17 protein-coding genes are annotated in these 20,440 nt (G+C 62.8%); 9 read left to right on the top strand and 8 right to left on the bottom strand.

The features are described from left to right. Positions 1 to 45 precede the first annotated feature (45 nt). The 3 genes from NCS00_RS02455 to aroG all read left to right on the top strand — a co-directional run bounded on the left by NCS00_RS02455 (position 46) and on the right by aroG (position 3,874). Positions 46 to 876 (top strand): carbon-nitrogen hydrolase family protein, encoded by an 831-nt coding sequence (locus tag NCS00_RS02455; protein ID WP_250438993.1) that lies wholly within the window; start codon positions 46 to 48, stop codon positions 874 to 876. A 127-nt stretch (positions 877 to 1,003) separates the two neighbouring features. Further along, complete coding sequence (tldD, locus tag NCS00_RS02450; protein ID WP_008351481.1) at positions 1,004 to 2,470, top strand: metalloprotease TldD; 1,467 nt, start codon at positions 1,004 to 1,006, stop codon at positions 2,468 to 2,470. Between the two features lie 330 nt (positions 2,471 to 2,800). Further along, positions 2,801 to 3,874: a 3-deoxy-7-phosphoheptulonate synthase AroG gene (aroG, locus tag NCS00_RS02445; protein ID WP_034470648.1), complete on the top strand. Its 1,074-nt coding sequence runs from the start codon at positions 2,801 to 2,803 to the stop codon at positions 3,872 to 3,874. A 407-nt stretch (positions 3,875 to 4,281) separates the two neighbouring features. Here aroG and NCS00_RS02440 read toward each other — a convergent pair whose 3' ends face one another. Next, the gene (locus tag NCS00_RS02440; protein WP_034470800.1) at positions 4,282 to 4,827 is read right to left on the bottom strand and encodes a cob(I)yrinic acid a,c-diamide adenosyltransferase; all 546 of its coding nucleotides are present in this window, start codon (positions 4,825 to 4,827) and stop codon (positions 4,282 to 4,284) included. A 157-nt stretch (positions 4,828 to 4,984) separates the two neighbouring features. Here NCS00_RS02440 and NCS00_RS02435 point away from each other — a divergent pair, with 157 nt between their 5' ends. The 6 genes from NCS00_RS02435 (at position 4,985) to proC (ending at position 12,018) form a co-directional block, all read left to right on the top strand. Then, positions 4,985 to 6,403, top strand: coding sequence for an FAD-binding oxidoreductase (locus NCS00_RS02435; RefSeq protein ID WP_034470645.1), 1,419 nt, complete (start codon positions 4,985 to 4,987; stop codon positions 6,401 to 6,403). A 101-nt stretch (positions 6,404 to 6,504) separates the two neighbouring features. After that, the gene (locus tag NCS00_RS02430) at positions 6,505 to 8,016 is read left to right on the top strand and encodes an FAD-linked oxidase C-terminal domain-containing protein (RefSeq protein WP_033536577.1); all 1,512 of its coding nucleotides are present in this window, start codon (positions 6,505 to 6,507) and stop codon (positions 8,014 to 8,016) included. A 110-nt stretch (positions 8,017 to 8,126) separates the two neighbouring features. Further along, positions 8,127 to 9,215: a glycolate oxidase subunit GlcE gene (glcE, locus tag NCS00_RS02425; protein WP_008351489.1), complete on the top strand. Its 1,089-nt coding sequence runs from the start codon at positions 8,127 to 8,129 to the stop codon at positions 9,213 to 9,215. A gap of 8 nt (positions 9,216 to 9,223) precedes the next feature. Beyond that, on the top strand, positions 9,224 to 10,450 hold the full coding sequence (gene glcF, locus NCS00_RS02420) for a glycolate oxidase subunit GlcF (protein ID WP_008351491.1): 1,227 nt from the start codon (positions 9,224 to 9,226) through the stop codon (positions 10,448 to 10,450). Positions 10,451 to 10,495: 45 nt separating this feature from the next. Then, positions 10,496 to 11,191 carry a YggS family pyridoxal phosphate-dependent enzyme gene (locus NCS00_RS02415; RefSeq protein WP_034470643.1) on the top strand — a complete coding sequence of 232 codons (696 nt, stop codon included), beginning with the start codon at positions 10,496 to 10,498 and terminating at the stop codon, positions 11,189 to 11,191. Between the two features lie 14 nt (positions 11,192 to 11,205). Continuing rightward, positions 11,206 to 12,018: a pyrroline-5-carboxylate reductase gene (gene proC / locus NCS00_RS02410; protein WP_008351495.1), complete on the top strand. Its 813-nt coding sequence runs from the start codon at positions 11,206 to 11,208 to the stop codon at positions 12,016 to 12,018. A gap of 13 nt (positions 12,019 to 12,031) precedes the next feature. Here proC and NCS00_RS02405 read toward each other — a convergent pair whose 3' ends face one another. The 7 genes from NCS00_RS02405 to recG form a co-directional block, all read right to left on the bottom strand. Next, complete coding sequence (locus NCS00_RS02405) at positions 12,032 to 13,276, bottom strand: methyltransferase domain-containing protein (RefSeq protein WP_174447709.1); 1,245 nt, start codon at positions 13,274 to 13,276, stop codon at positions 12,032 to 12,034. A 320-nt stretch (positions 13,277 to 13,596) separates the two neighbouring features. After that, positions 13,597 to 14,457, bottom strand: coding sequence for a 4-hydroxybenzoate octaprenyltransferase (gene ubiA, locus NCS00_RS02400; protein WP_008351498.1), 861 nt, complete (start codon positions 14,455 to 14,457; stop codon positions 13,597 to 13,599). A 103-nt stretch (positions 14,458 to 14,560) separates the two neighbouring features. Further along, the gene (locus tag NCS00_RS02395) at positions 14,561 to 15,049 is read right to left on the bottom strand and encodes a Dps family protein (RefSeq protein WP_008351500.1); all 489 of its coding nucleotides are present in this window, start codon (positions 15,047 to 15,049) and stop codon (positions 14,561 to 14,563) included. Between the two features lie 126 nt (positions 15,050 to 15,175). Continuing rightward, positions 15,176 to 15,328, bottom strand: a complete 153-nt coding sequence (locus tag NCS00_RS02390) for a hypothetical protein (protein ID WP_160172877.1) — start codon at positions 15,326 to 15,328, stop codon at positions 15,176 to 15,178. A gap of 34 nt (positions 15,329 to 15,362) precedes the next feature. After that, the gene (locus tag NCS00_RS02385) at positions 15,363 to 16,835 is read right to left on the bottom strand and encodes a catalase (protein ID WP_034470640.1); all 1,473 of its coding nucleotides are present in this window, start codon (positions 16,833 to 16,835) and stop codon (positions 15,363 to 15,365) included. Positions 16,836 to 17,160: 325 nt separating this feature from the next. Continuing rightward, positions 17,161 to 18,120 carry a hydrogen peroxide-inducible genes activator gene (locus NCS00_RS02380; RefSeq protein WP_008351503.1) on the bottom strand — a complete coding sequence of 320 codons (960 nt, stop codon included), beginning with the start codon at positions 18,118 to 18,120 and terminating at the stop codon, positions 17,161 to 17,163. Between the two features lie 130 nt (positions 18,121 to 18,250). Beyond that, positions 18,251 to 20,437 carry an ATP-dependent DNA helicase RecG gene (gene recG / locus NCS00_RS02375; protein ID WP_034470637.1) on the bottom strand — a complete coding sequence of 729 codons (2,187 nt, stop codon included), beginning with the start codon at positions 20,435 to 20,437 and terminating at the stop codon, positions 18,251 to 18,253. Positions 20,438 to 20,440 lie beyond the last annotated feature (3 nt).

Below are 20,440 nucleotides of genomic sequence, written 5' to 3'. Positions count from 1 at the left end.
CGGCGGCGCGGTTTTCGTCCCCTTTTTAGACAGCGCACCCAAGACATGAGCGAAAGATCGAGCGAAAGCGCGGCCCCGTTTCAGGTCGCCGCGCTGCAGATGGTCAGCGCGCCGGATCGCGACCGGAATCTCGCGGACGCCGGACGGCTTATCGCCCAGGCTGCGCGAAGCGGCGCGCAACTGGTGCTCCTGCCCGAATATTTCTGCTACATGGGCTTCAAGGACACCGATAAGCTCGCGATCCGCGAAACGCCGGGCGACGGGCCGATCCAGCGGTTCCTTTCCGACGCGGCGCGCGAACACGGCGTATGGATCATCGGCGGGACGTTGCCGTTGCAGTCGCCGGAACCGGATCGCGTGATGAACACGACGCTCGTCTTCGATCCGCGCGGACAGCAGGTCGCGCGCTACGACAAGATTCATCTGTTCAATTTCGAAAAGGGCGAGGAATCGTTCGACGAAGCGCGCACGATCTTTCCGGGGAACGAAGGACGCTCATTCGACGCGCCGTTCGGACGCGTGGGATTGTCGGTGTGCTACGACCTGCGCTTTCCGGAGTTGTATCGAAAGCTCGGCGATTGCGCGCTGATGGTCGTGCCATCCGCGTTCACTTACACGACCGGCCGCGCGCACTGGCAGACGCTGCTCACGGCGCGCGCCGTCGAGAATCAGTGTTATGTGCTCGCGGCGGCGCAAGGCGGCAATCACGAGAACGGACGGCGCACGTGGGGTCACAGCATGCTGATCGATCCGTGGGGCGAAATCGTCGATGTGAAGGATGAAGGACCGGGCGTCGTGATCGGCGGCATCGATCTGAAGCGCATCGCCGCCGTGCGACAGAGTTTGCCGGCTTACCGGCATCGCGTGCTCCGTTGAAGCGCGCGCGAACTTGAAGACGCGGGTTTCTCCCCGCACATGATGTGAGCGAATCGGAACGTAGAATAGGCTGCAAATCGTCTGCAAATATCATCGAACTCGTCACAGAACACGCAATAGGCACCGCATGAATATCATCGAACCCGGCATTCGTAACCTGGTCACGGCGAAGGACGTTTTGCTCACGCCCTACGGCCTCGACGAAGGCCTGATCACCCGCACGCTGGCGGAAATCTTCACGCATCGCGTCGATTACGCGGATCTCTATTTCCAGTCCACGCGCAGCGAAGCGTGGAGTCTCGAAGAAGGCATCGTCAAATCGGGCAGTTTCAGCATCGATCAGGGCGTCGGCGTGCGCGCCGTGTCGGGCGAGCGCACCGCGTTCGCGTATTCCGATGACCTCTCGCCCGAATCCATCCGTCAGGCCGCGATCGCCACGCGCGCGATCGCCAAGGCGGGCGGCGGCAAGCACAAGATCAAGCCGGCGAGCACGCTTACGGGCGTGTCGGGCCGCGATCTTTATCTCGCCGCCGATCCGCTGCATTCGCTCGACGCCACCGCCAAGGTGAAATTGCTGGAACGCGTCGAGCAAATGGCGCGGGCGAAAGATCCGCGCATTACGCAAGTGATGGCCGGCATGGCCGGCGAATACGATGTCGTGCTGGTCGCGCGCAGCGACGGCGCGCTCGCGGCGGATGTGCGCCCGCTCGTGCGCGTCTCCGTGACGGTGATCGCCGAGCAGAACGGCCGGCGCGAAATCGGCACCGGCGGCGGCGGCGGACGTTTCGACTACGGCTATTTCACCGACGCGATCCTCCAGAAGTACGTCGACGATGCCGTGCATGCCGCGCTCGTCAATCTCGAAGCGCGCCCTGCTCCGGCCGGCGCGATGACCGTCGTGCTCGGGCCGGGCTGGCCCGGCGTGTTGCTGCACGAGGCGGTCGGACACGGCCTGGAGGGCGATTTCAACCGCAAGGGCTCGTCGGCGTTCGCGGGACGCATCGGCGAGCAGGTCGCGGCGAAGGGCGTCACCGTCGTCGATGACGGCACGCTGCCGAATCGGCGCGGCTCGCTCAATATCGACGACGAAGGCAATCCGACGCAGTGCACGACGCTGATCGAAGACGGCATTCTCAAGGGCTACATTCAGGATTCGCTGAACGCGCGCCTGATGAAGATGCCGGTGACGGGCAACGCGCGCCGCGAATCGTACGCCGCGCTGCCGATGCCGCGCATGACCAACACGTACATGCTCAACGGCGACAAGGATCCGCAGGAGATTCTGGCGTCGGTGAAGAACGGCCTGTATGCGGTGAACTTCGGCGGCGGTCAGGTCGATATCACCAACGGCAAGTTCGTGTTCTCGGCGTCCGAGGCGTACATGATCGAGAACGGCAAGATCACGTATCCGGTGAAGGGCGCAACGCTGATCGGCAGCGGGCCTGAGTCGCTCAAGTACGTGACGATGATCGGCAACGACATGTCGCTGGATAGCGGCGTCGGCGTCTGCGGCAAGGAAGGACAGAGCGTGCCGGTGGGCGTCGGTCAGCCGACGTTGCGTATCGAGAAGATGACGGTCGGCGGCACGGTCTGATGGTTCATGCGGGATTTCCGCATCGGATGCGTGTCTTTGCGGTGTCGCCGCATGATCCGATGCGGATTGTCCGCGTTCTCGTAGCTGCGGGGTTGTCAACGCCGTGCGTTTGAGGTTATAAAAGCAGTCACAACTTTTTTGACACGCCTTCGATCCATCATGTCCGCCAAGTTTTATTTTTATTTTTTTTGGCATCTCAGACCGCTGGCGGATCGAGAGGGTGAGTCGTACACAGGTTGAAAGACCGAATTCCCGAAAAAACCGCCAGCGAGTCTGGCGGTTTTTTTTCGTCTCATAGTTTGATTCGCACGCTGCCGCTGGAGAACCGACATGCCCCCGCACAATACCGATGACGTTCGTATCCGTGAACTGAAAGAGCTGACCCCGCCCGCGCATCTGATCCGCGAATTCCCTTGCGCCGAGCCGGTTTCGGAGCTGATCTATAACGCACGGCAGTCGATGCACCGCATTCTTCATGGGATGGATGACCGGCTGATCGTCATCATCGGGCCTTGCTCGATTCATGATCCCAAGGCCGCTATGGAATACGCGGGGAGGCTGATCGAGCAGCGTCGTCGCTTTGCGGGTGAGCTTGAGATCGTGATGCGCGTGTACTTCGAAAAGCCGCGTACCACCGTTGGATGGAAGGGGCTCATCAACGATCCGTATATGGATAACAGCTTCAAGATTAATGATGGATTGAGGGCTGCGCGGGAATTGCTCATGCATGTCAATGAGCTTGGGCTGCCGGCTGGGACCGAATACCTCGACATGATTAGCCCACAGTACATCGCCGATTTGATTTCGTGGGGGGCGATTGGGGCTAGGACGACGGAATCGCAGGTTCATCGGGAATTGGCTTCGGGGCTGTCGTGTCCTGTTGGGTTCAAGAATGGCACTGACGGAAATGTAAAGATCGCCGTCGACGCGATTAAGGCGGCTTCGCAGCCGCATCATTTTCTTTCAGTGACCAAGGGCGGGCATTCGGCGATCGTTTCTACCGCGGGGAATGAGGATTGCCATATCATTTTGCGCGGAGGGAAAGCGCCTAATTATGATGCTGCGAGTGTGGATGCGGCTTGCTCGGATATCGGGAAGGCGGGGTTGGCGGCGCGTCTGATGATCGATGCGAGTCATGCTAATAGCTCGAAGAAGCATGAGAATCAAATTCCGGTTTGTGAGGATATTGGTAAGCAGCTTGCGGCTGGAGATGAGCGGATTGTCGGCGTGATGGTGGAATCGCATCTCGTTGCCGGGCGGCAGGATTTGAAGGAAGGGTGCGAGTTGACGTACGGGCAGAGTATTACCGATGCCTGTATCGGGTGGGATGAGAGTGTCGGCGTGCTTGAAGGACTGGCGGAAGCGGTCAAGCAGCGGCGGGTTGTGAGGGGTGGAGGAAACTAGTAACTCTACTCTTGCGGAGGTGCGGAAAAAGATAATTCGCACCTCGCCTAAAGATCCTTTTTCAAAACGGGATCTGATGCCTCAATCGCGCCTTAAAGTTAGTTAAATAAATCGCATGATCTTCGTACAGTTTGATTTTTATGCGCGACTCAACTGTCCGGAGAGTTGATTTTCGGCAATCTTGGCAGAGTGCAACATTAATATTTGCCTTCAACGATACAAGGACGAAGAATTTTTCTTGACTGAGCAAGACCCAGCCAATCTGAAAAAACGCTCACTGCCCCGCGAAGCTAACATGCCAAGTATTTCCGCATAGGTGAAACGCAAATCAGCATGCAGTTGATTCGCCCGCTCCGCTTCATGAATCGATAGATGAACTGGTAACGAGGTACGTACATGCTCAAGACCTAGCGCCGCCACAACGCATCCTCGCCACCGTCAGCACGGTTTAAGATCCTCGCCAGTACGAACATCAAATCCGACAACCGATTCACATACCTCCGCGGCGCCTCATTAACCCCAGCAGTTTCAATGCGCCGCAACGCGACAATAGCCCTCTCTGCCCGACGGCAGACAGTGCGCGCAACATGCGCCAGCGCCGCCGCCCTTGACCCACCCGGCAAAATAAATTCCTTGAGCGGCGGCAATGTCGCGTTGTACTCCTCCAGCCACGCGTCTAGTTGAGCGAGATGCGATTCCTGAATCATCGAATGCCCCGGAATCGACAACTCGCCGCCGAGATCGAACAAATCGTTCTGGATCCGAGTTAAAGCATCGCGCACATCTGAAGGCATCGGCTCACAAAGCAAAACGCCGATACACGAATTCAACTCATCCACATCCCCGATTGCAGCAATCCTCGCATCGTCCTTGGAAACGCGGCTTCCATCGCCAAGACCCGTCGTTCCATCATCGCCGGTACGCGTGGCGATCTTGCTCAAGCGGTGACCCATCATCGACTCCTGAAAAGCGGACAAAAACCCCGACCCATTATAGGCACGCGCCTCCGCGCGAAGCCCGCGGCGCCGACCGGCTCCCCGACGGCGTAAAATGAGATACAAAGCCACGCCCAGAACAGAAACCAAAGCCGCACCGCCCGGAGACACGCACGTGAATCACCCGACCGAACATCAGGCGCTTCAGAAACGCCCCTTCCCCGCCGCGCTTCTCGATGCCCTGAAGCAGCAATTCGCCGACCGCGTCTCCACTGCGCAAGCGGTGCGCGAACACCACGGCCGCGACGAATCGCCGTTCGATCCGCAACTTCCCGATGCCGTCGTCTTCGCGCGCAGCACCGACGAAGTGCAAGCCATCGTCAAGCTCTGCGCCGAACACGACGTCCCGATCATCCCCTACGGCAACGGCTCGTCGCTCGAAGGCCATCTCCTCGCGGTGCAAGGCGGCGTCTCCATCGATTTGTCGGAGATGAACCAGGTCGTCTCGATCAACGCCGAAGACCTCACCGTCACCGTGCAGCCCGGCATCTCGCGCAAGCAACTGAACGAAGCGCTCAAAGACACCGGCCTCTTCTTTCCGATCGATCCGGGCGCGGACGCGAGCATCGGCGGCATGTCCGCGACGCGCGCCTCCGGCACCAACGCCGTGCGCTACGGCTCGATGCGCGAAAACGTCCTCGCGCTAACCGTCGTCCTCGCCGATGGCCGCGTCATCAAAACCGGCACGCGCGCGCGCAAATCGTCGGCGGGCTATGACCTCACGCGTCTTTTCGTCGGCTCGGAAGGCACGCTCGGCGTCATCACCGAAATCACCGTGCGCCTCTATCCGCAACCCGAAGCGATTTCGGCGGCCGTGTGCGCGTTTCCGTCGATGGGCGACGCCGTGCGCGCCGTCATCGAAACCATTCAGATGGGCGTGCCGATCGCGCGCGTCGAATTCGTCGACAAGCTCGCCGTGCGCGCCATCAACAAGCATTCGAATCTGACGCTGCGCGAATCGCCGATGCTGTTCTTCGAATTCCACGGCACCGAATCCGGCGTCGCGGAACAGGCGCAGACGGTGCAGGACATCGTCGCGGAAAACAAAGGCGAGGACTTCGAGTGGGCGACGCGCCCCGAAGATCGCAGCCGTCTCTGGAACGCGCGCCATTCCGCCTACTTCGCGATGCTGCAACTGAAGCCCGGCTGCCGCGCCGTCACGACCGACGTCTGCGTGCCGATCTCGCGCCTCGCCGAATGCGTCGAGGAAACGGAGAAGGACCTGCAAGGCTCGTACTTGCCGAGTCCGATCGTCGGGCATGTGGGCGACGGCAATTTCCACGTCGCGATGCTGCTCGATCCGGCCAAGCCCGAAGAGCTCGAAGAAGCCGAGCGCATCAATCGGCTCATCGTCGGACGCGCGCTGAGGATGGGCGGCACCTGCACCGGCGAACACGGCGTCGGGCTGCACAAGATGGGCTTTCTGATCGACGAACACGGCGAGGACGCCGTCGACACGATGCGTGCCATCAAGCAGGCGCTCGATCCGAAGAATCTGATGAATCCGGGGAAAATCTTCGCTTTCGAAGGCTGACGAAGTCGCGCAAGATGCACGCATGAAGACGCGGCGCCGACCGCGCGGTCATCGAACAAGGAGGAGACGTGAACGCACCCGACGAGCTCAAAGCCGAGCAGATGTCGCCGAATCTGCCGCACGAAGACGCGCCCGCGCTGACCGAAGATCAGCTCGCCGCGCGTCAGCGTGAAGTCGTGCAGGCGCTGATGGCCGTGCTGCCGACGCACTGTCTGCTCTTTCGCGAGGAAGACACGGCCGCGTACGAATGCGACGGCCTCGCCGCGTATCGGCGTTTGCCGCTCGCCGTCGCGCTGCCTGAAACTGAAGCGCAGGTGCAGCGCGTCGTGCAGATCTGCGCGCGTCTCGCCGTGCCGATCGTTCCGCGCGGCGCGGGCACTGGCCTCTCCGGCGGCGCGATGCCGATCCGCCACGGCATCGTGCTGTCGCTCGCGCGCTTCCGGAAGATCATCGAGGTCGATCCGTACGCGCGCACGGCGACCGTGCAACCGGGCGTCCGCAATCTCGCCATTTCGGAAGCCGCCGCGCCGTTCGGCCTTTACTACGCGCCCGATCCGTCGTCGCAGATTGCGTGCACGATCGGCGGCAACGTCTCCGAAAACTCGGGCGGCGTGCACTGCCTGAAATACGGGCTCACGGTTCACAACGTCCTGCGCGTGCGCGCGGTGACGATGGACGGCGATGTCATCGAATTCGGCTCGCTCGGCCCCGATGCGCCCGGCCTCGATCTGCTCGCGGTGATGATCGGCAGTGAAGGCATGTTCGCGATCGTCACGGAGATCACCGTCAAGCTGATTCCGAAGCCGCAGACCGCGCAAGTCATCATGGCGAGCTTCGACGATGTCGTGAAAGGCGGCAACGCGGTTGCCGCGATCATCGCGGCGGGCATCATCCCGGCCGGACTCGAAATGATGGACAAGCCCGCGACGCGCGCCGTCGAGGAATTCGTCAACGCGGGCTACGATCTCGACGCCGCCGCGATCCTGCTATGCGAATCCGACGGCACGCACGATGAAGTCGCCGAGGAAATCGTCCGCATGACGGCGGTGCTGCGCGAACACGGCGCATCGCGCATCCAGATCTCGCGTTCAGAAGCCGAGCGCCTCAAGTTCTGGTCGGGCCGCAAGAACGCCTTTCCGGCGGCGGGCCGCATCTCGCCGGACTATTACTGCATGGACGGCACCGTGCCGCGCCGCGCGATCGGGCCGCTGCTCGCGCGCATCGAAGAGATGGAGAAGAAGTACGCGCTGCGTTGCATCAATGTGTTCCATGCGGGCGACGGCAACATGCATCCGCTGATTCTCTTCAACGGCAACGATCTTGACGAGTGGCATCGCGCGGAAGCGTTCGGCTGCGACATCCTGGAGGCGTGCGTCGAACTCGGCGGCACGGTGACGGGCGAGCATGGCGTCGGCATCGAGAAGATCAATTCGATGTGCGTGCAATTCTCGCCCGAAGAGCGCGACGCGTTCTTCGCCGTGAAGCGCGCGTTCGATCCGCCGGGTCTGCTCAACCCCGACAAGGGCATTCCGACGCGCGCGCGCTGCGCCGAATACGGCAAGATGCACGTGCGCGGCGGCCTGTTGCCGCACCCCGAGTTGCCGCGCTTCTAGCCGGGAGAACGCGTTCCGCTATCCACGTTTCCCCGCGTGTGGCGCCGTTAAGCGGCCGGTACAATCGACCGGACTGCCATAGAAAACCAGAATTCGAGAGCGGAACACCCATGGAACAGGACGACGTCGTCGCCGGCTGGTCGGAGAGGATCGCCCGCGCCACAGAAACCGGCACGCTGCTGCGTATCCGCGGCGGCGGCACGAAGGACTGGTACGGTCAGACGCTCCAGGGAGAGATCCTCGACACGCGGGCGTATCGCGGCATCATCGCGTACGATCCGGCGGAGCTCGTCATCACCGCTCGAAGCGGCACGCCGCTCGCCGAAATCGAAGCGGCGCTGCGTGAGCATAATCAGATGCTGCCGTTCGAGCCGCCGCATTTCGGGCGCAACGCGACGCTCGGCGGCTGCATCGCCGCGGGGCTTGCGGGCCCGCGACGCGCATGGACCGGCGCGCCGCGCGACTTCGTGCTCGGCGCGGTCGTCATGAACGGCCACGGACAAGTGCTGCACTTCGGCGGGCAAGTCGTGAAGAATGTCGCGGGCTATGACGTGTCGCGCCTGCTCGCCGGATCGCTCGGCACGCTTGGCCTGATTCTCGAACTGTCGATCAAGGTGCTGCCGCGCCCCGTCGCCGAAGCCACGCTGAAATTCGACATGCACGCGACAGACGGCGTGCGCAAGCTCAACGAATGGGGCGGGCATCCGCTGCCGATCTGCGGCAGCGCGTGGCGCGACGGCACGCTCGCGCTGCGTCTCGCGGGCGCCGAAGCAGCCGTGAAAACCGCGCGCAACACGCTCGGCGGCGAGGTCGTCGATGCGGTCGAAGCCGACCGATTCTGGATCGGCATGCGCGAACAGACCGATCCGTTCTTCGCTGTCATCGAACCGCGTTCGGCGCTGTGGCGGCTCGCTTTGCCGTCGATCGCCGAGCCGCTGCATCTGCCGGGCGCGCAACTGATGGAATGGGGCGGCGCGCAACGCTGGTGGATCACCGACACCGATCCGCAAACCGTGCGCATCAGCGCGAAACAGGCGGGCGGCCACGCGACGATCTTCCGCGCCGGCTCCGCCTACGATCGCAATGCAGGCGTTTTCACGCCGCTGCCCGCGCCGCTCATGAAAATTCACCGTGGATTGAAAGTTGCGTTCGATCCGGCGCGCATCTTCAATCGCGCGCGTTTGTATCCAGACTTCTAGGCGCATCGATGCAAACCAATCTCGCCGATTTCATCCGCGGCACGGCCGATGGCGACGAAGCCGACGCCATTCTGCGCAAGTGCGTGCACTGCGGCTTCTGCACGGCGACCTGCCCGACGTATCAGTTGCTCGGCGACGAGCTCGACGGGCCGCGCGGGCGCATCTATCTGATGAAGCAGATGTTCGAAGGCGCGCCCGTCACGCGCAGCACGCAACTGCATCTGGACCGCTGCCTCACCTGCCGCAATTGCGAAAGCACGTGTCCGTCCGGCGTGCAATACGGCAAGCTCGTCGAGATCGGGCGCAAGGTCGTCGAAGAAAAGGTCGAGCGGCCGATGCGTCAGCGTCTGCAACGGCGTCTGCTCGCAAGCTTCCTGCCGAACAGCACGCTCTTCACGCCCGCGATGAAGCTCGGTCAGCAGTTCCGCGGCATTCTTCCGCGCAAGCTGCGCGCGAAGATTCCGCTGCCCGAGCGCCCGCTCGCCGCGCCGACCAACAAGCACGAACGCAAGATGCTGATGCTCGCCGGATGCGTCCAGCCGGCGATGATGCCCAACGTCAACACCGCGACGGCGCGCGTGTTCGACGCGCTCGGCATCGAGATCGTCACGGCGCCGGGCGCGGGCTGCTGCGGCGCGATCCGCCTGCATCTCGGCTACAACGACGACGCGCTCGACGACGTGCGCAACAACATCGACGCATGGTGGCCGTATGTCGAAAACGGCGTCGAGGCGATCGTGATGAACGCGTCGGGCTGCGGCGCGACCGTCAAGGAATACGCGCATCTGCTGCGCAACGATCCGGCGTACTCGGCGAAGGCGCAAAAGATCGTCGATCTCACGCGCGATCTCGCCGAAATCCTGCCGATGTACGAAGAAGAGCTCGTCGCGCTCGCGCGGCGGCGCGGCGTGCATACGGTCGCATTTCATCCGCCGTGCACGCTGCAGCACGGGCAGCAGATTCGCGGACGCGTCGAGCATCTGCTGACCGCGCTCGGCCTAGAAGTGCGCCTGCCTGCGGACAGCCATCTGTGCTGCGGATCGGCGGGCACGTATTCGGTCTTGCAGCCGAAGCTCTCGTACACGCTGCGCAATCAGAAGCTCGACCGGCTGGAAAAGCTGGAACCGCAGATGATCGTGTCGGCGAATGTCGGCTGCATCGCGCATCTGCAAAGCGGAACGTCGACGCCCGTCACGCACTGGATTCAACTGCTGGAACATCTGCTGTACGGTTGAGGCCGCTTCGTATAATGAGCGGCTCGACCGTCCCGAGCCTCAAGCATGTCCATCGCCCAACATCTCGAAGAAGTCCGGCAACGCATCGCGAAGGCGGCGCACGAAGCGTCGCGCGATGCGGATTCCGTCAAGCTGCTCGCCGTGTCCAAGACCTTTCCCGCCGACGACGTGCGCGCCGCCTTCGAAGCCGGCCAGCGCGCGTTCGGCGAGAACTACGTGCAGGAAGGCATCGCGAAGATCGCCGAGCTCGCGGATCTGCGCGGCGAGATCGAATGGCATTTCATCGGGCCGCTGCAATCGAACAAGACGAAGGTCGTCGCCGAGCAGTTCGACTGGGTGCATTCCATCGATCGCCTGAAGATCGCCGAACGTCTTTCCGCACAACGTCCGCCAAGCGCGCCCGCGCTCAACGTATGCGTGCAGGTGAACGTGAGCGGCGAGGCATCGAAGAGCGGCGTCGAACCGGATGAGGCCGCCGCGCTCGCGCATGCGGTCGCCGCCCTGCCGGGCTTGCGTCTGCGCGGCCTGATGGCGATTCCCGAACCCGCCGAAACACTCGACGCGCAACGCGAACCGCACGCGCGCCTGCGCGAACTGATGAACGCGCTGCGCGCCGACGGCCTCGATCTCGACACGCTCTCGATGGGCATGTCCGCCGATCTCGAAGCGGCCGTGCTCGAAGGCGCGACGATGGTCCGCATCGGCACCGCGATTTTCGGCGCGCGCAATTACACCAACTGACTTCACCATCAACCATGAAAATTGCATTCATCGGCGGCGGCAACATGGCCGCGGCGCTCATCGGCGGTCTCATCAAGCGCGGCACTGCGCCCGCTGACATCTATGCCATCGACATCAACGACGAAGCGCGCGCGCGCACGGCGAAGCAGTTCGGCATCGCGACGGGCGCGGCTGTCGACGAAGCGCTCGCCGGCTACGACGCGATCGTGCTCGCGGTGAAGCCGCAAGTGCTCAAGAGCGTGGCCGAAGCGCTCGCGCCGCATCTGTCGAAGCAGACGATCATCAGCATCGCGGCCGGCATTCGCGCGACGGATCTTTCGCGCTGGCTGAACGGCTACGCGCAGATCGTGCGCACGATGCCGAACACGCCCGCGCTGATTGGCATGGGCGTGACGGGGCTCGCCGCGCTGCCTGGCGTCGCCGATGCGGCGAAGGCGCTCGCGTCGCAAGTGCTGGAAGCCGTCGGCACGGCCGTCTGGTTCGACGACGAAGCGAAGCTCGACGCCGTCACCGCGATCTCCGGCAGCGGCCCGGCCTACGTGTTCTATTTCATCGAAGCGATGCAGGAAGCCGCGCGCCAGCTCGGTATGGATGAGGAGCAAGGGCGCGCGCTCGCGGTCGCGACCTTCACCGGCGCGGCGCAACTGGCCGCGCAATCGGGCGAGCCGGCGAGCGCGCTGCGCGAGCGCGTGACGTCGAAGGGCGGCACGACGGCGGCGGCGCTCGCATCGTTCGAGGCGCAAGGCGTGAAGGATGCGATCGTGCGCGGCGCGCTCGCGGCAGAAGCGCGGGCGAGAGAGATGGGGGATGAGTTGGGCGGGGCTTGAGGGCGCCGCGCTCTCAAAGTTTCTGCACGACGAATTCTATGCCGCATTCCGAGAATGCGGTGCGCGTCTGATCGTAGCGCTCCATGCCGTGCAGGAAACTGTGATCCAGAAGCTCGACCTTCTTGATGCTGACTTCGCGCTCGAAACTGCGCAGCAAATCCACAACGTTGATCGAAACGGGCGACCAGCTTTCCCGCTTGTATAGGGTGAACGTGTGCTTGTGGTCGCCGTTGAACGTGGACGGCCACATGCCCTGCTCGTAGAGATCCTCGTCCGGCACGGTGATGACGAGATGGCCGCCCGGCTTGAGCACGCGCAACCAGTGGCGCATCGCGACACGCGGGTCGATCATGTGTTCGAGGCAGTGCCCGGAATAGACGAAATCGAAGCTGTCGTCCTGAACGTTCTCGAGATATTGCGCGTCGCCCTGCTCCCACTCGTAGACCGTCACCCTGTCGATACGCGGAAACAACGATCGATACAGCGCGATGCTGTCATTGCCGCCGCCGATATCGAGCCCATTGCCCACGAGCCAGCGATTGCTGAAACGAGCGTCGAGCAAGCGGCGGTTGAGCGAGATGCAGGTCGTGCCGGGAACGCCTAGGGTGAGCGCGAACGGCTGCGTCTGGTCGCCGGGCAGCACCCATTTTTTCAGCGCGTATTCGCCCCAAGCGCGCGGCCACAGGACCGCGTAGCCCGTATCCTCGGAATGCCAGTGCAGCGTGTGCGAGGAGTCGAACGACGCAAGCAATTCGAGAAACGCCGCTTCCTGATCGAAGCCGTTTTCGGCCCAATCCGGAAGCGTCCCGCAGCTTGTCTGAAACTCGCGCCGGTAGATGCGTACATCGTCCAGCACGATAAGCGCGTCACTGGCCCGCCCGCGCATGAGTTCAAGTTCCGCGAGCAACGGCAGGCGCTCGGTCGGAGAGTGTTCCTGACTCATGTAACTCTTGCCGCCATGGTCCGCGCCCGGATAGTGTGCGTCGAGAAACACGAGGCAGCGCTGTTCGGCGAGCACGCCGGTCACCGAATCGGAGCGCAGGAAGGTGAGACTGTCCGCGTTCACCACATTGAGCCGCTCGCTTTGTTCCGCTTCGGCGAAGAGCGGTTCGAAGATTTCGCAGGACAGCGCTTTCGCGAAACCCGCGCCCAAGGCGGCACGGCACGAGTCGCCTCGTCCATAGCCGGTCTCGATGAGATGCGTGACTCCGTTTCGGGATGCGAGTCCGGCTAGATCGAAGCGAGCGAGAAAACCCATGACTGACACATTGGAAGTAAAGCAAACGAACGAATGCAGCCGCGCGGAAATACCCCGCGGCGTTCGGTTGGCTTGTCGAAGGAAGGCCGGCGCGTTCGCAATCGAATTGCCGGGCGGTGTATAACGCGTCTTTCAGACGCGCCCAAAGGATTAGCTAGTTGCCTAACTTGGCGAACTTATCAAAAGATAAGACCGCGAGACTTCAATGTGAACAAATTTGTCGTTCTCAGACCATTTCGCAGGCCGGAATAAAACAGCGGGCGGCGCGATGTCGCAACGTGCGTTGCACACGTTGCGGCACCCGATCCACGCGAACGGGATCAGTTCGACAGTGCATACTGCAATGCAATCCCCGCAAACAACATCCCGCCGAGCCAGTTGTTATGCCTGAACGCGGCGAAGCACGCCATGCGCTCACGATTGCGGATCAGCCCGTAGTGATAAACCGCGCAGCCCGCCGCTGCGAGCCAGCCGAGCCAGTAGGGCCAGCGGAAGCCCAGCGCGACGCCGATGCCCACGTAAATCGCGAGCGTTATCGCGTAGCAGAGCATGACGGCAAGCACGTCGTATCGCCCGAAGGTGAGCGCGGACGTGCGAATGCCGATCTTGATGTCGTCGTCGCGATCGACCATCGCGTATTCGGTGTCGTACGCGACCGACCAAAACACGTTCGCCGCGAGCATGATCCACGCGAGCATCGGCACCTGGTTCTGCACGGCGGCGAAGGCCATCGGAATGCCGAAGCCGAACGCGATGCCCAGATACGCCTGCGGGATCGCGAAGAAACGCTTGGTGAACGGATACGAACCCGCCACGAACAGCGCGAACACCGACAGTTCCTTCGTGAGCGTGTTGAGCGGCAGGATCAGCAGGAACGCGACGAGCGAGAGCGCCGCCGCGAGCGCCACGGCTTCCCACGCCTTGATCTTGCCCGATGTGATCGGCCGCTCCGCCGTGCGCTTCACGTAGCGGTCGAAATCGCGATCCGCGTAGTCGTTGATCGCGCAGCCCGCCGAGCGCATCAATATCGTGCCGACGATGAAAATGACGAGCAGCATCGGCGACGGATGGCCGCTCGACGCGATCCACAACGCATTGAGCGTCGGCCACAAGAGCAGCAGGCTGCCGATAGGCTTGTCGAGGCGCACGAGGCGCATGTAGAGCGGAAAACGGGCGAACATGGCGGACCCTGGGAGCGAAATTCACAACGAGCTATTTTAGATCAGCCCGAAAAGCAAAAACCCCGCGTGAAAGCGGGGTTTCGTCATGTCGAGGCCGAGCGCTTCAGGCCAGCATCGCGCGCAGCATCCACGCGGTCTTCTCGTGCGTCTGCATGCGTTGCGTGAGCAGGTCGGCGGTCGGCTCGTCGTTCGCGGCTTCCGTCGCCGGGAAGATCTCGCGCGCGGTGCGGACGACGGCTTCCTGGCCTTCCACGAGTTGGCGGATCATGTCTTCGGCGGCCGGCACGCCGTCCGCTTCCGGAATCGACGACAGCTTCGCGAAGTCCTTGTAGCTGCCCGGCGCGTGCACGCCCAGTGCGCGAATGCGTTCGGCGATCGAATCGACGGCGAGCGCCAGTTCGTTGTACTGGGTCTCGAACATCAGATGCAGCGTGTTGAACATCGGACCCGTGACGTTCCAGTGAAAGTTGTGGGTCTTCAGATACAGCGTGTACGTGTCGGCCAGCAGGCGGGACAGCCCGTCGGCGATCTTCTTGCGGTCTTTGTCGCTGATGCCGATATTGACGGCGGGTGCAATGCCTTTCTTCGCCATGATGACTCCGAGAGAGAGTTGATTCGAAAGGTGCGAACGCCGCGCGCAAGAGCTTGCCGCGCGGCGTTTCGAGCGTTCGACAGTTTATCGTATAAACGGGGAACGATTCATTGCACGGCGACGCTATCACGCGCCCGCGACACCGCCCGCGACGATCAGCCCGTATCCCGCCGCGACGATCCCGAACGCGATCGCGACGCGCACGCCGCGCGATGCCCGAACGCTCGTTGCGTCGATCTGCTCGACGGCCTGTGCGATGTGATGCAACGCCTGAGACATGATGTGTTCTCCCGTGTTTCCGAAAGCGCCGCCGTCAGACGGCTGCGGTGTCCTGCTCTTCGATCGTCTGCCCGAGCTTCGCGAGCGCATCGATCACGCCTTGCGCATACGCCGGATCGATACGGCGGAAATGCCCGATCTGCCGCGCGACGATCTCGTTCGGCACGCCATGAATGTGCCGCGCGATGTTGCCGAAGAAGCGTTCGCGCTGGGCTTCGTCGAAGAGTCTGAAAAGCGCTGCCGGCTGGCTGTAGTAATCGTCGTCCTCGCGATGGTCGTAGCGATGCACCATCCCGCCCGCTTGCGGCGGCTCGTTTGCGTTCACGTCCTGCGCGAATTCGCCGTAACGGTTCGGCTCGTAGTTCACGCGGCCGCCGAGGTTGCCGTCGGTCCGCATCGCGCCATCGCGATGAAACGTGTTCGCGACCGGCGTACGCGGCGCATTCACCGGAATCTGATGATGGTTGACGCCGAGCCGATAGCGCTGCGTGTCGCCATAGGAGAAAAGACGCCCCTGCAACAGCCGGTCCGGCGAAAAGCCAATGCCCGGCACCACGTTCGCCGGCGTGAAGGCGGCCTGCTCGACGTCCGCGAAGTAGTTCTGCGCATTGCGATTCAGCTCGATCACGCCGACGTCGATCAGCGGATAGTCCTTGTGCGACCACACTTTCGTGATGTCGAACGGATTCACCTTCGACTTCGCAGCCTCGTCTTCCGTCATCACCTGAATGCGGAAATTCCAGCGCGGGAAATTGCCTTTGTCGATGTTGTCGACGAGATCGCGCTGCGCGCTCTCGCGATCGGCGGCGATCACGGCGGCGGCTTCGGCGTCGGTATAGTTCTCGAGCGGCTGCTGCGACTTGAAATGGAACTTCACATAGAAGCGCTCACCGTCGGCATTGATGAACGAGAACGTGTGCGATCCGAAGCCGTGCATTTGACGGTAGTTCTTCGGGATGCCGCGGTCGCTCATGAGAATCGTCACCTGATGCAGCGATTCCGGATGACGCGACCAGAAGTCCCACGCCGCGACATTGCTGCGCATATTCGTGTACGGATCGCGCTTTTGCGTGTGGATGAAGTCGGGAAACTTCAGCGGATCGCGGATGAAAAACACCGGCGTGTTGTTGCCGACGACGTCCCAGTTGCCCTCTTCCGTGTAGAACTTGATCGAGAAGCCGCGCACGTCGCGTTCGGCGTCCGCGGCGCCGCGCTCGCCCGCGACTGTGGAAAAGCGCATGAAGATCGGCGTTTCCTTGCCGATGTCGGCGAACAGCTTCGCCTTCGTGTAGCGCGAGATATCGTGGGTGACGCGGAACATGCCGAAAGCGCCCGAGCCCTTCGCGTGCACGCGGCGCTCGGGAATCACTTCGCGGTCGAAGTGCGCGAGCTTTTCGACGAGCCAGAAGTCTTGCAGCGTGACCGGGCCGCGCGGACCTGCGGTCTGCGAGTTCTGGTTGTCGCCGACGGGTGCGCCTGCTGCGGTCGTGAGTCGTTGAGTCGTCATCGTGATGCTCCTGTTTTTGAGGTTTGGCGTGAGATGAATGCGGATCGGCCGCGCGTCATGCGGCGCTCGCGAAATCGGCGAGGATCGAGACCGCCATCTGGCGAAGGTCACTCCAGCGGTCGAAGAAGGTCGCGGCGGTCATGAAATCCTCTCTGTGTCGTCATCTGAGAAGGATCGTAACGCAAGCTATCGGTTTTTATAATTCGATTAAATTTATATATGCGATAGATCAAGCGAAGTGCCGGTTTCGCTTGCGCGCGCTACCGCAAAAAAGAAAACGCCGCGCTCCGTTGCCAGAGCGCGGCGTTTCGTGGGGACAGCCGAGTCAGTTCACGGCGACCGGCATATCGAGCTTTTTCACGCCCGGCAGATCGCAATTGGCGATTGCGTCGCAGATGGCGTCGATCGCGGGCATGCGCGTGAAGCTCTTGCGCCACGCGAGCACGACGCGCCGGTCCGGCACGGGTTCGTCGAACGGTACGTAGCTGAGCAGACCAGAATCGATGCCCGCCGCGTGCGGCTTCACCTCGCTCACCGACATGCGCGGCAACACGGTAATGCCGACGCCGCTCGCGACCATATGGCGGATCGTTTCCAGCGACGAGCCTTCGAACGTCTTCTGGATGCCGTCCGCGTTCTGCGAGAAGCGCATCAGTTCCGGGCACACGCCGAGGACGTGATCGCGGAAGCAATGGCCGCTGCCGAGCAGCAGCATGGTTTCCTGCTTGAGATCGTCCGGATCGATCTTCGCACGGTTCTCCCACGCGTGCCCCGACGGCATCGCGACGACGAACGGCTCGTCGTAGAGCGCGCGCACCATCAGGCCGGTTTCAGGGAACGGCAGCGCCATGATCGCGACATCGATTTCGCCTTGCTTCAGGAGCTCGATCAGTTTGAGCGTGTAGTTCTCCTGGAGCATGAGCGGCATCTGCGGAACCGACTTGATCATCTGCTTGACGAGCGTCGGCAGAAGGTACGGTCCGATCGTATAGATCACGCCCAGACGCAGCGGTCCGACGAGCGGATCCTTGCCCTGCTTGGCGATTTCCTTGATGGCGAGCGTCTGTTCGAGCACGCGCTGCGCCTGCGTCACGATCTGCTCGCCGATCGGCGTTACGCTGACTTCGCTCGTGCCGCGCTCGAAGATCTGCACGTTCAGTTCGTCTTCGAGCTTCTTGATTGCCACCGACAAGGTCGGCTGGCTGACGAAGCACGCCTCGGCCGCGCGGCCGAAATGCCGTTCACGCGCGACCGCGACGATGTACTTCAATTCGGTGAGGGTCATTGGAGGCCAATGAAATACATTGATTCGATAGGTTTGAGTTATACACCCGCCGGCTGCCGTTCGACAACTTTTGCCGATTCGCCGGTCCGCGCAGGTTAAATAGGGACCGACATGGCCCGCGCGAGTTCAGTCAAGCCTTCAAATAGTGCTCCCGCGCGCCGAGCCAGCGCGCCAGATGGCGCGTGACGGCGTCGGGAAACTGCGCAAGCATCTGATCGGCGGCGGCGCGCGCCGGTTCGATCAGCCAGCCGTCGTTTTCAAGACTCGCGAATCGCAGCATCGCTTCGCCCGATTGCCGCGCGCCGAGAAACTCGCCGGGACCGCGAATTTCCAGGTCGCGCCGGGCGATCTCGAAGCCATCGGTCGTTTCGCGCATCGTTTGCAGCCGCGCACGCGCCGTCTGCGACAACGGATTCGAGTACATCAGCACGCAGATGGACGCCGCGCTGCCCCGCCCCACGCGTCCGCGCAACTGATGCAACTGCGCGAGGCCGAAGCGCTCGGCATGCTCGATCACCATCAGCGATGCGTTCGGCACGTCCACGCCGACTTCGATCACCGTCGTCGCGACGAGCAATTGCACTTCGTTGCGCGAGAACGCGTCCATCACGGCGGCTTTTTCGGCGGGTGCGAGCCGGCCATGGACCAGCCCGACGCGCAGTTCCGGCAGCGCGGCGACGAGCGTCTCGTAAGTCTCGACGGCCGTCTGAAGCTGAAGTGTCTCGCTTTCTTCGATCAGCGGACAGACCCAATACACTTGCCTTCCGGTCAGCGCCGCCTCGCGCACGCGGCCGATGATCTCGTCGCGCCGTCCGTCGGACACTACTTTGGTGAGAATCGGCGTGCGGCCGGGCGGCAGTTCGTCGATGGTCGAGACATCGAGATCGGCGTAGTACGTCATGGCGAGCGTGCGCGGGATCGGCGTCGCGGACATCATCAGTTGATGCGGCTGGAAATCGGCTTTTCCGTCAGCCGCGTTCAGCGCCTTCGCGCGCAACGCGAGCCGCTGCGCGACGCCGAAGCGATGCTGCTCGTCGACGATCACGAGCCCGAGGCGCGCGAATTCGACCGCGTCCTGAATGATCGCGTGCGTGCCGATGACGAGTTTCGCCGTGCCGAGCGCCGCTGCTTCGAGCGCGGAACGCTTGTCCTTCGCCTTGAGACTGCCCGCGAGCCACGCGACCGTGACCCCGAGCGGCTCTAGCCAGCCGCGCAGCTTGCGCGCGTGCTGCTCCGCGAGAATTTCGGTCGGCGCCATGAGCGCGGCCTGATAACCCGCGTCGATGGCCTGCGCCGCCGCGAGTGCCGCGACGATCGTCTTGCCGCTGCCGACATCGCCCTGAAGCAGACGCTGCATCGGATGCGCGAGCGTCAGTTCGCCCGCGATTTCCGCGACCACGCGCTGCTGCGCGCCAGTCAGCGCGAACGGCAGCGCGCGCAACAGACGCACGACGAGCGACGCGTCGTCGTCCGGCGCACGGCGCGGCATCGCGGGCGCGGCGCGCGTGCGGCGCTCTTCATGCGCGCGCTTGAGCGACAACTGCTGCGCCAGCAGTTCCTCGAACTTGATGCGCGTCCACGCCGGATGCGTGCCGTCGATCAGCGCGGTTTCGTCGGAATCGGCGCGCGGATGATGGAGCGTCTTCACGGCGTCGAGCAGACCGGGCACGTTGAGCGGCTGCAAATGCGCCTTCGCGATCGGCGCCGGCAGCAGTTCGGGCAGATCGACCCGCGTGATCGCGTTGTCGATCGCCTTGCGCAAATACGCCTGCGAAATTCCCGCCGTCGACGGATAAACCGGCGTCAGCGCTTGCGGCAGCGGCGTGTCGTCATCGACGGGGCGTACCGCCGGATGCACCATCTCCAGCCCGAAAAAGCCGCCGCGCACATCGCCGCGTACGCGCAGACGCACGCCGATCGCCATTTGCTTGACCTGCGAGCCGTAGAAGTTGAGAAAGCGCAGCGTGAGTTCGTCGCCGGAATCGTCGTGGATTTTCACGAGCAACTGACGGCGCGGCCGATACGCGATCTCGTTGTCGAAAACGACGCCTTCGGTCTGCGCGATGTCGCCCGGAATCAGCTCGCCGATGGGCGTGATCTGCGTTTCGTCCTCATAGCGCATCGGCAGATGAAGGACGAGATCGATGTCGGATTTCAGGCCGAGCTTGGCGAGCTTGTCCGCCGTCTTGACGACGGTTTTCGGCTTTTCGTCCGCTTTCGCCTTCTTTTTCGCCGGCGCGGCGGCACGCGGCGCGTCCCTTTCCTCCAGGGTCAGCGGATCGGTCGTGGCGGCGGCGCGGCGGTCGGACAAGGGCATTGA

It is taken from the genome of Caballeronia sp. AZ1_KS37 (assembly GCF_023631165.1).
Lineage (GTDB): Bacteria > Pseudomonadota > Gammaproteobacteria > Burkholderiales > Burkholderiaceae > Caballeronia > Caballeronia zhejiangensis.
Note: the sequence above shows the minus strand (reverse complement) of the source record. Positions and strands in the feature narration are given on the sequence as shown.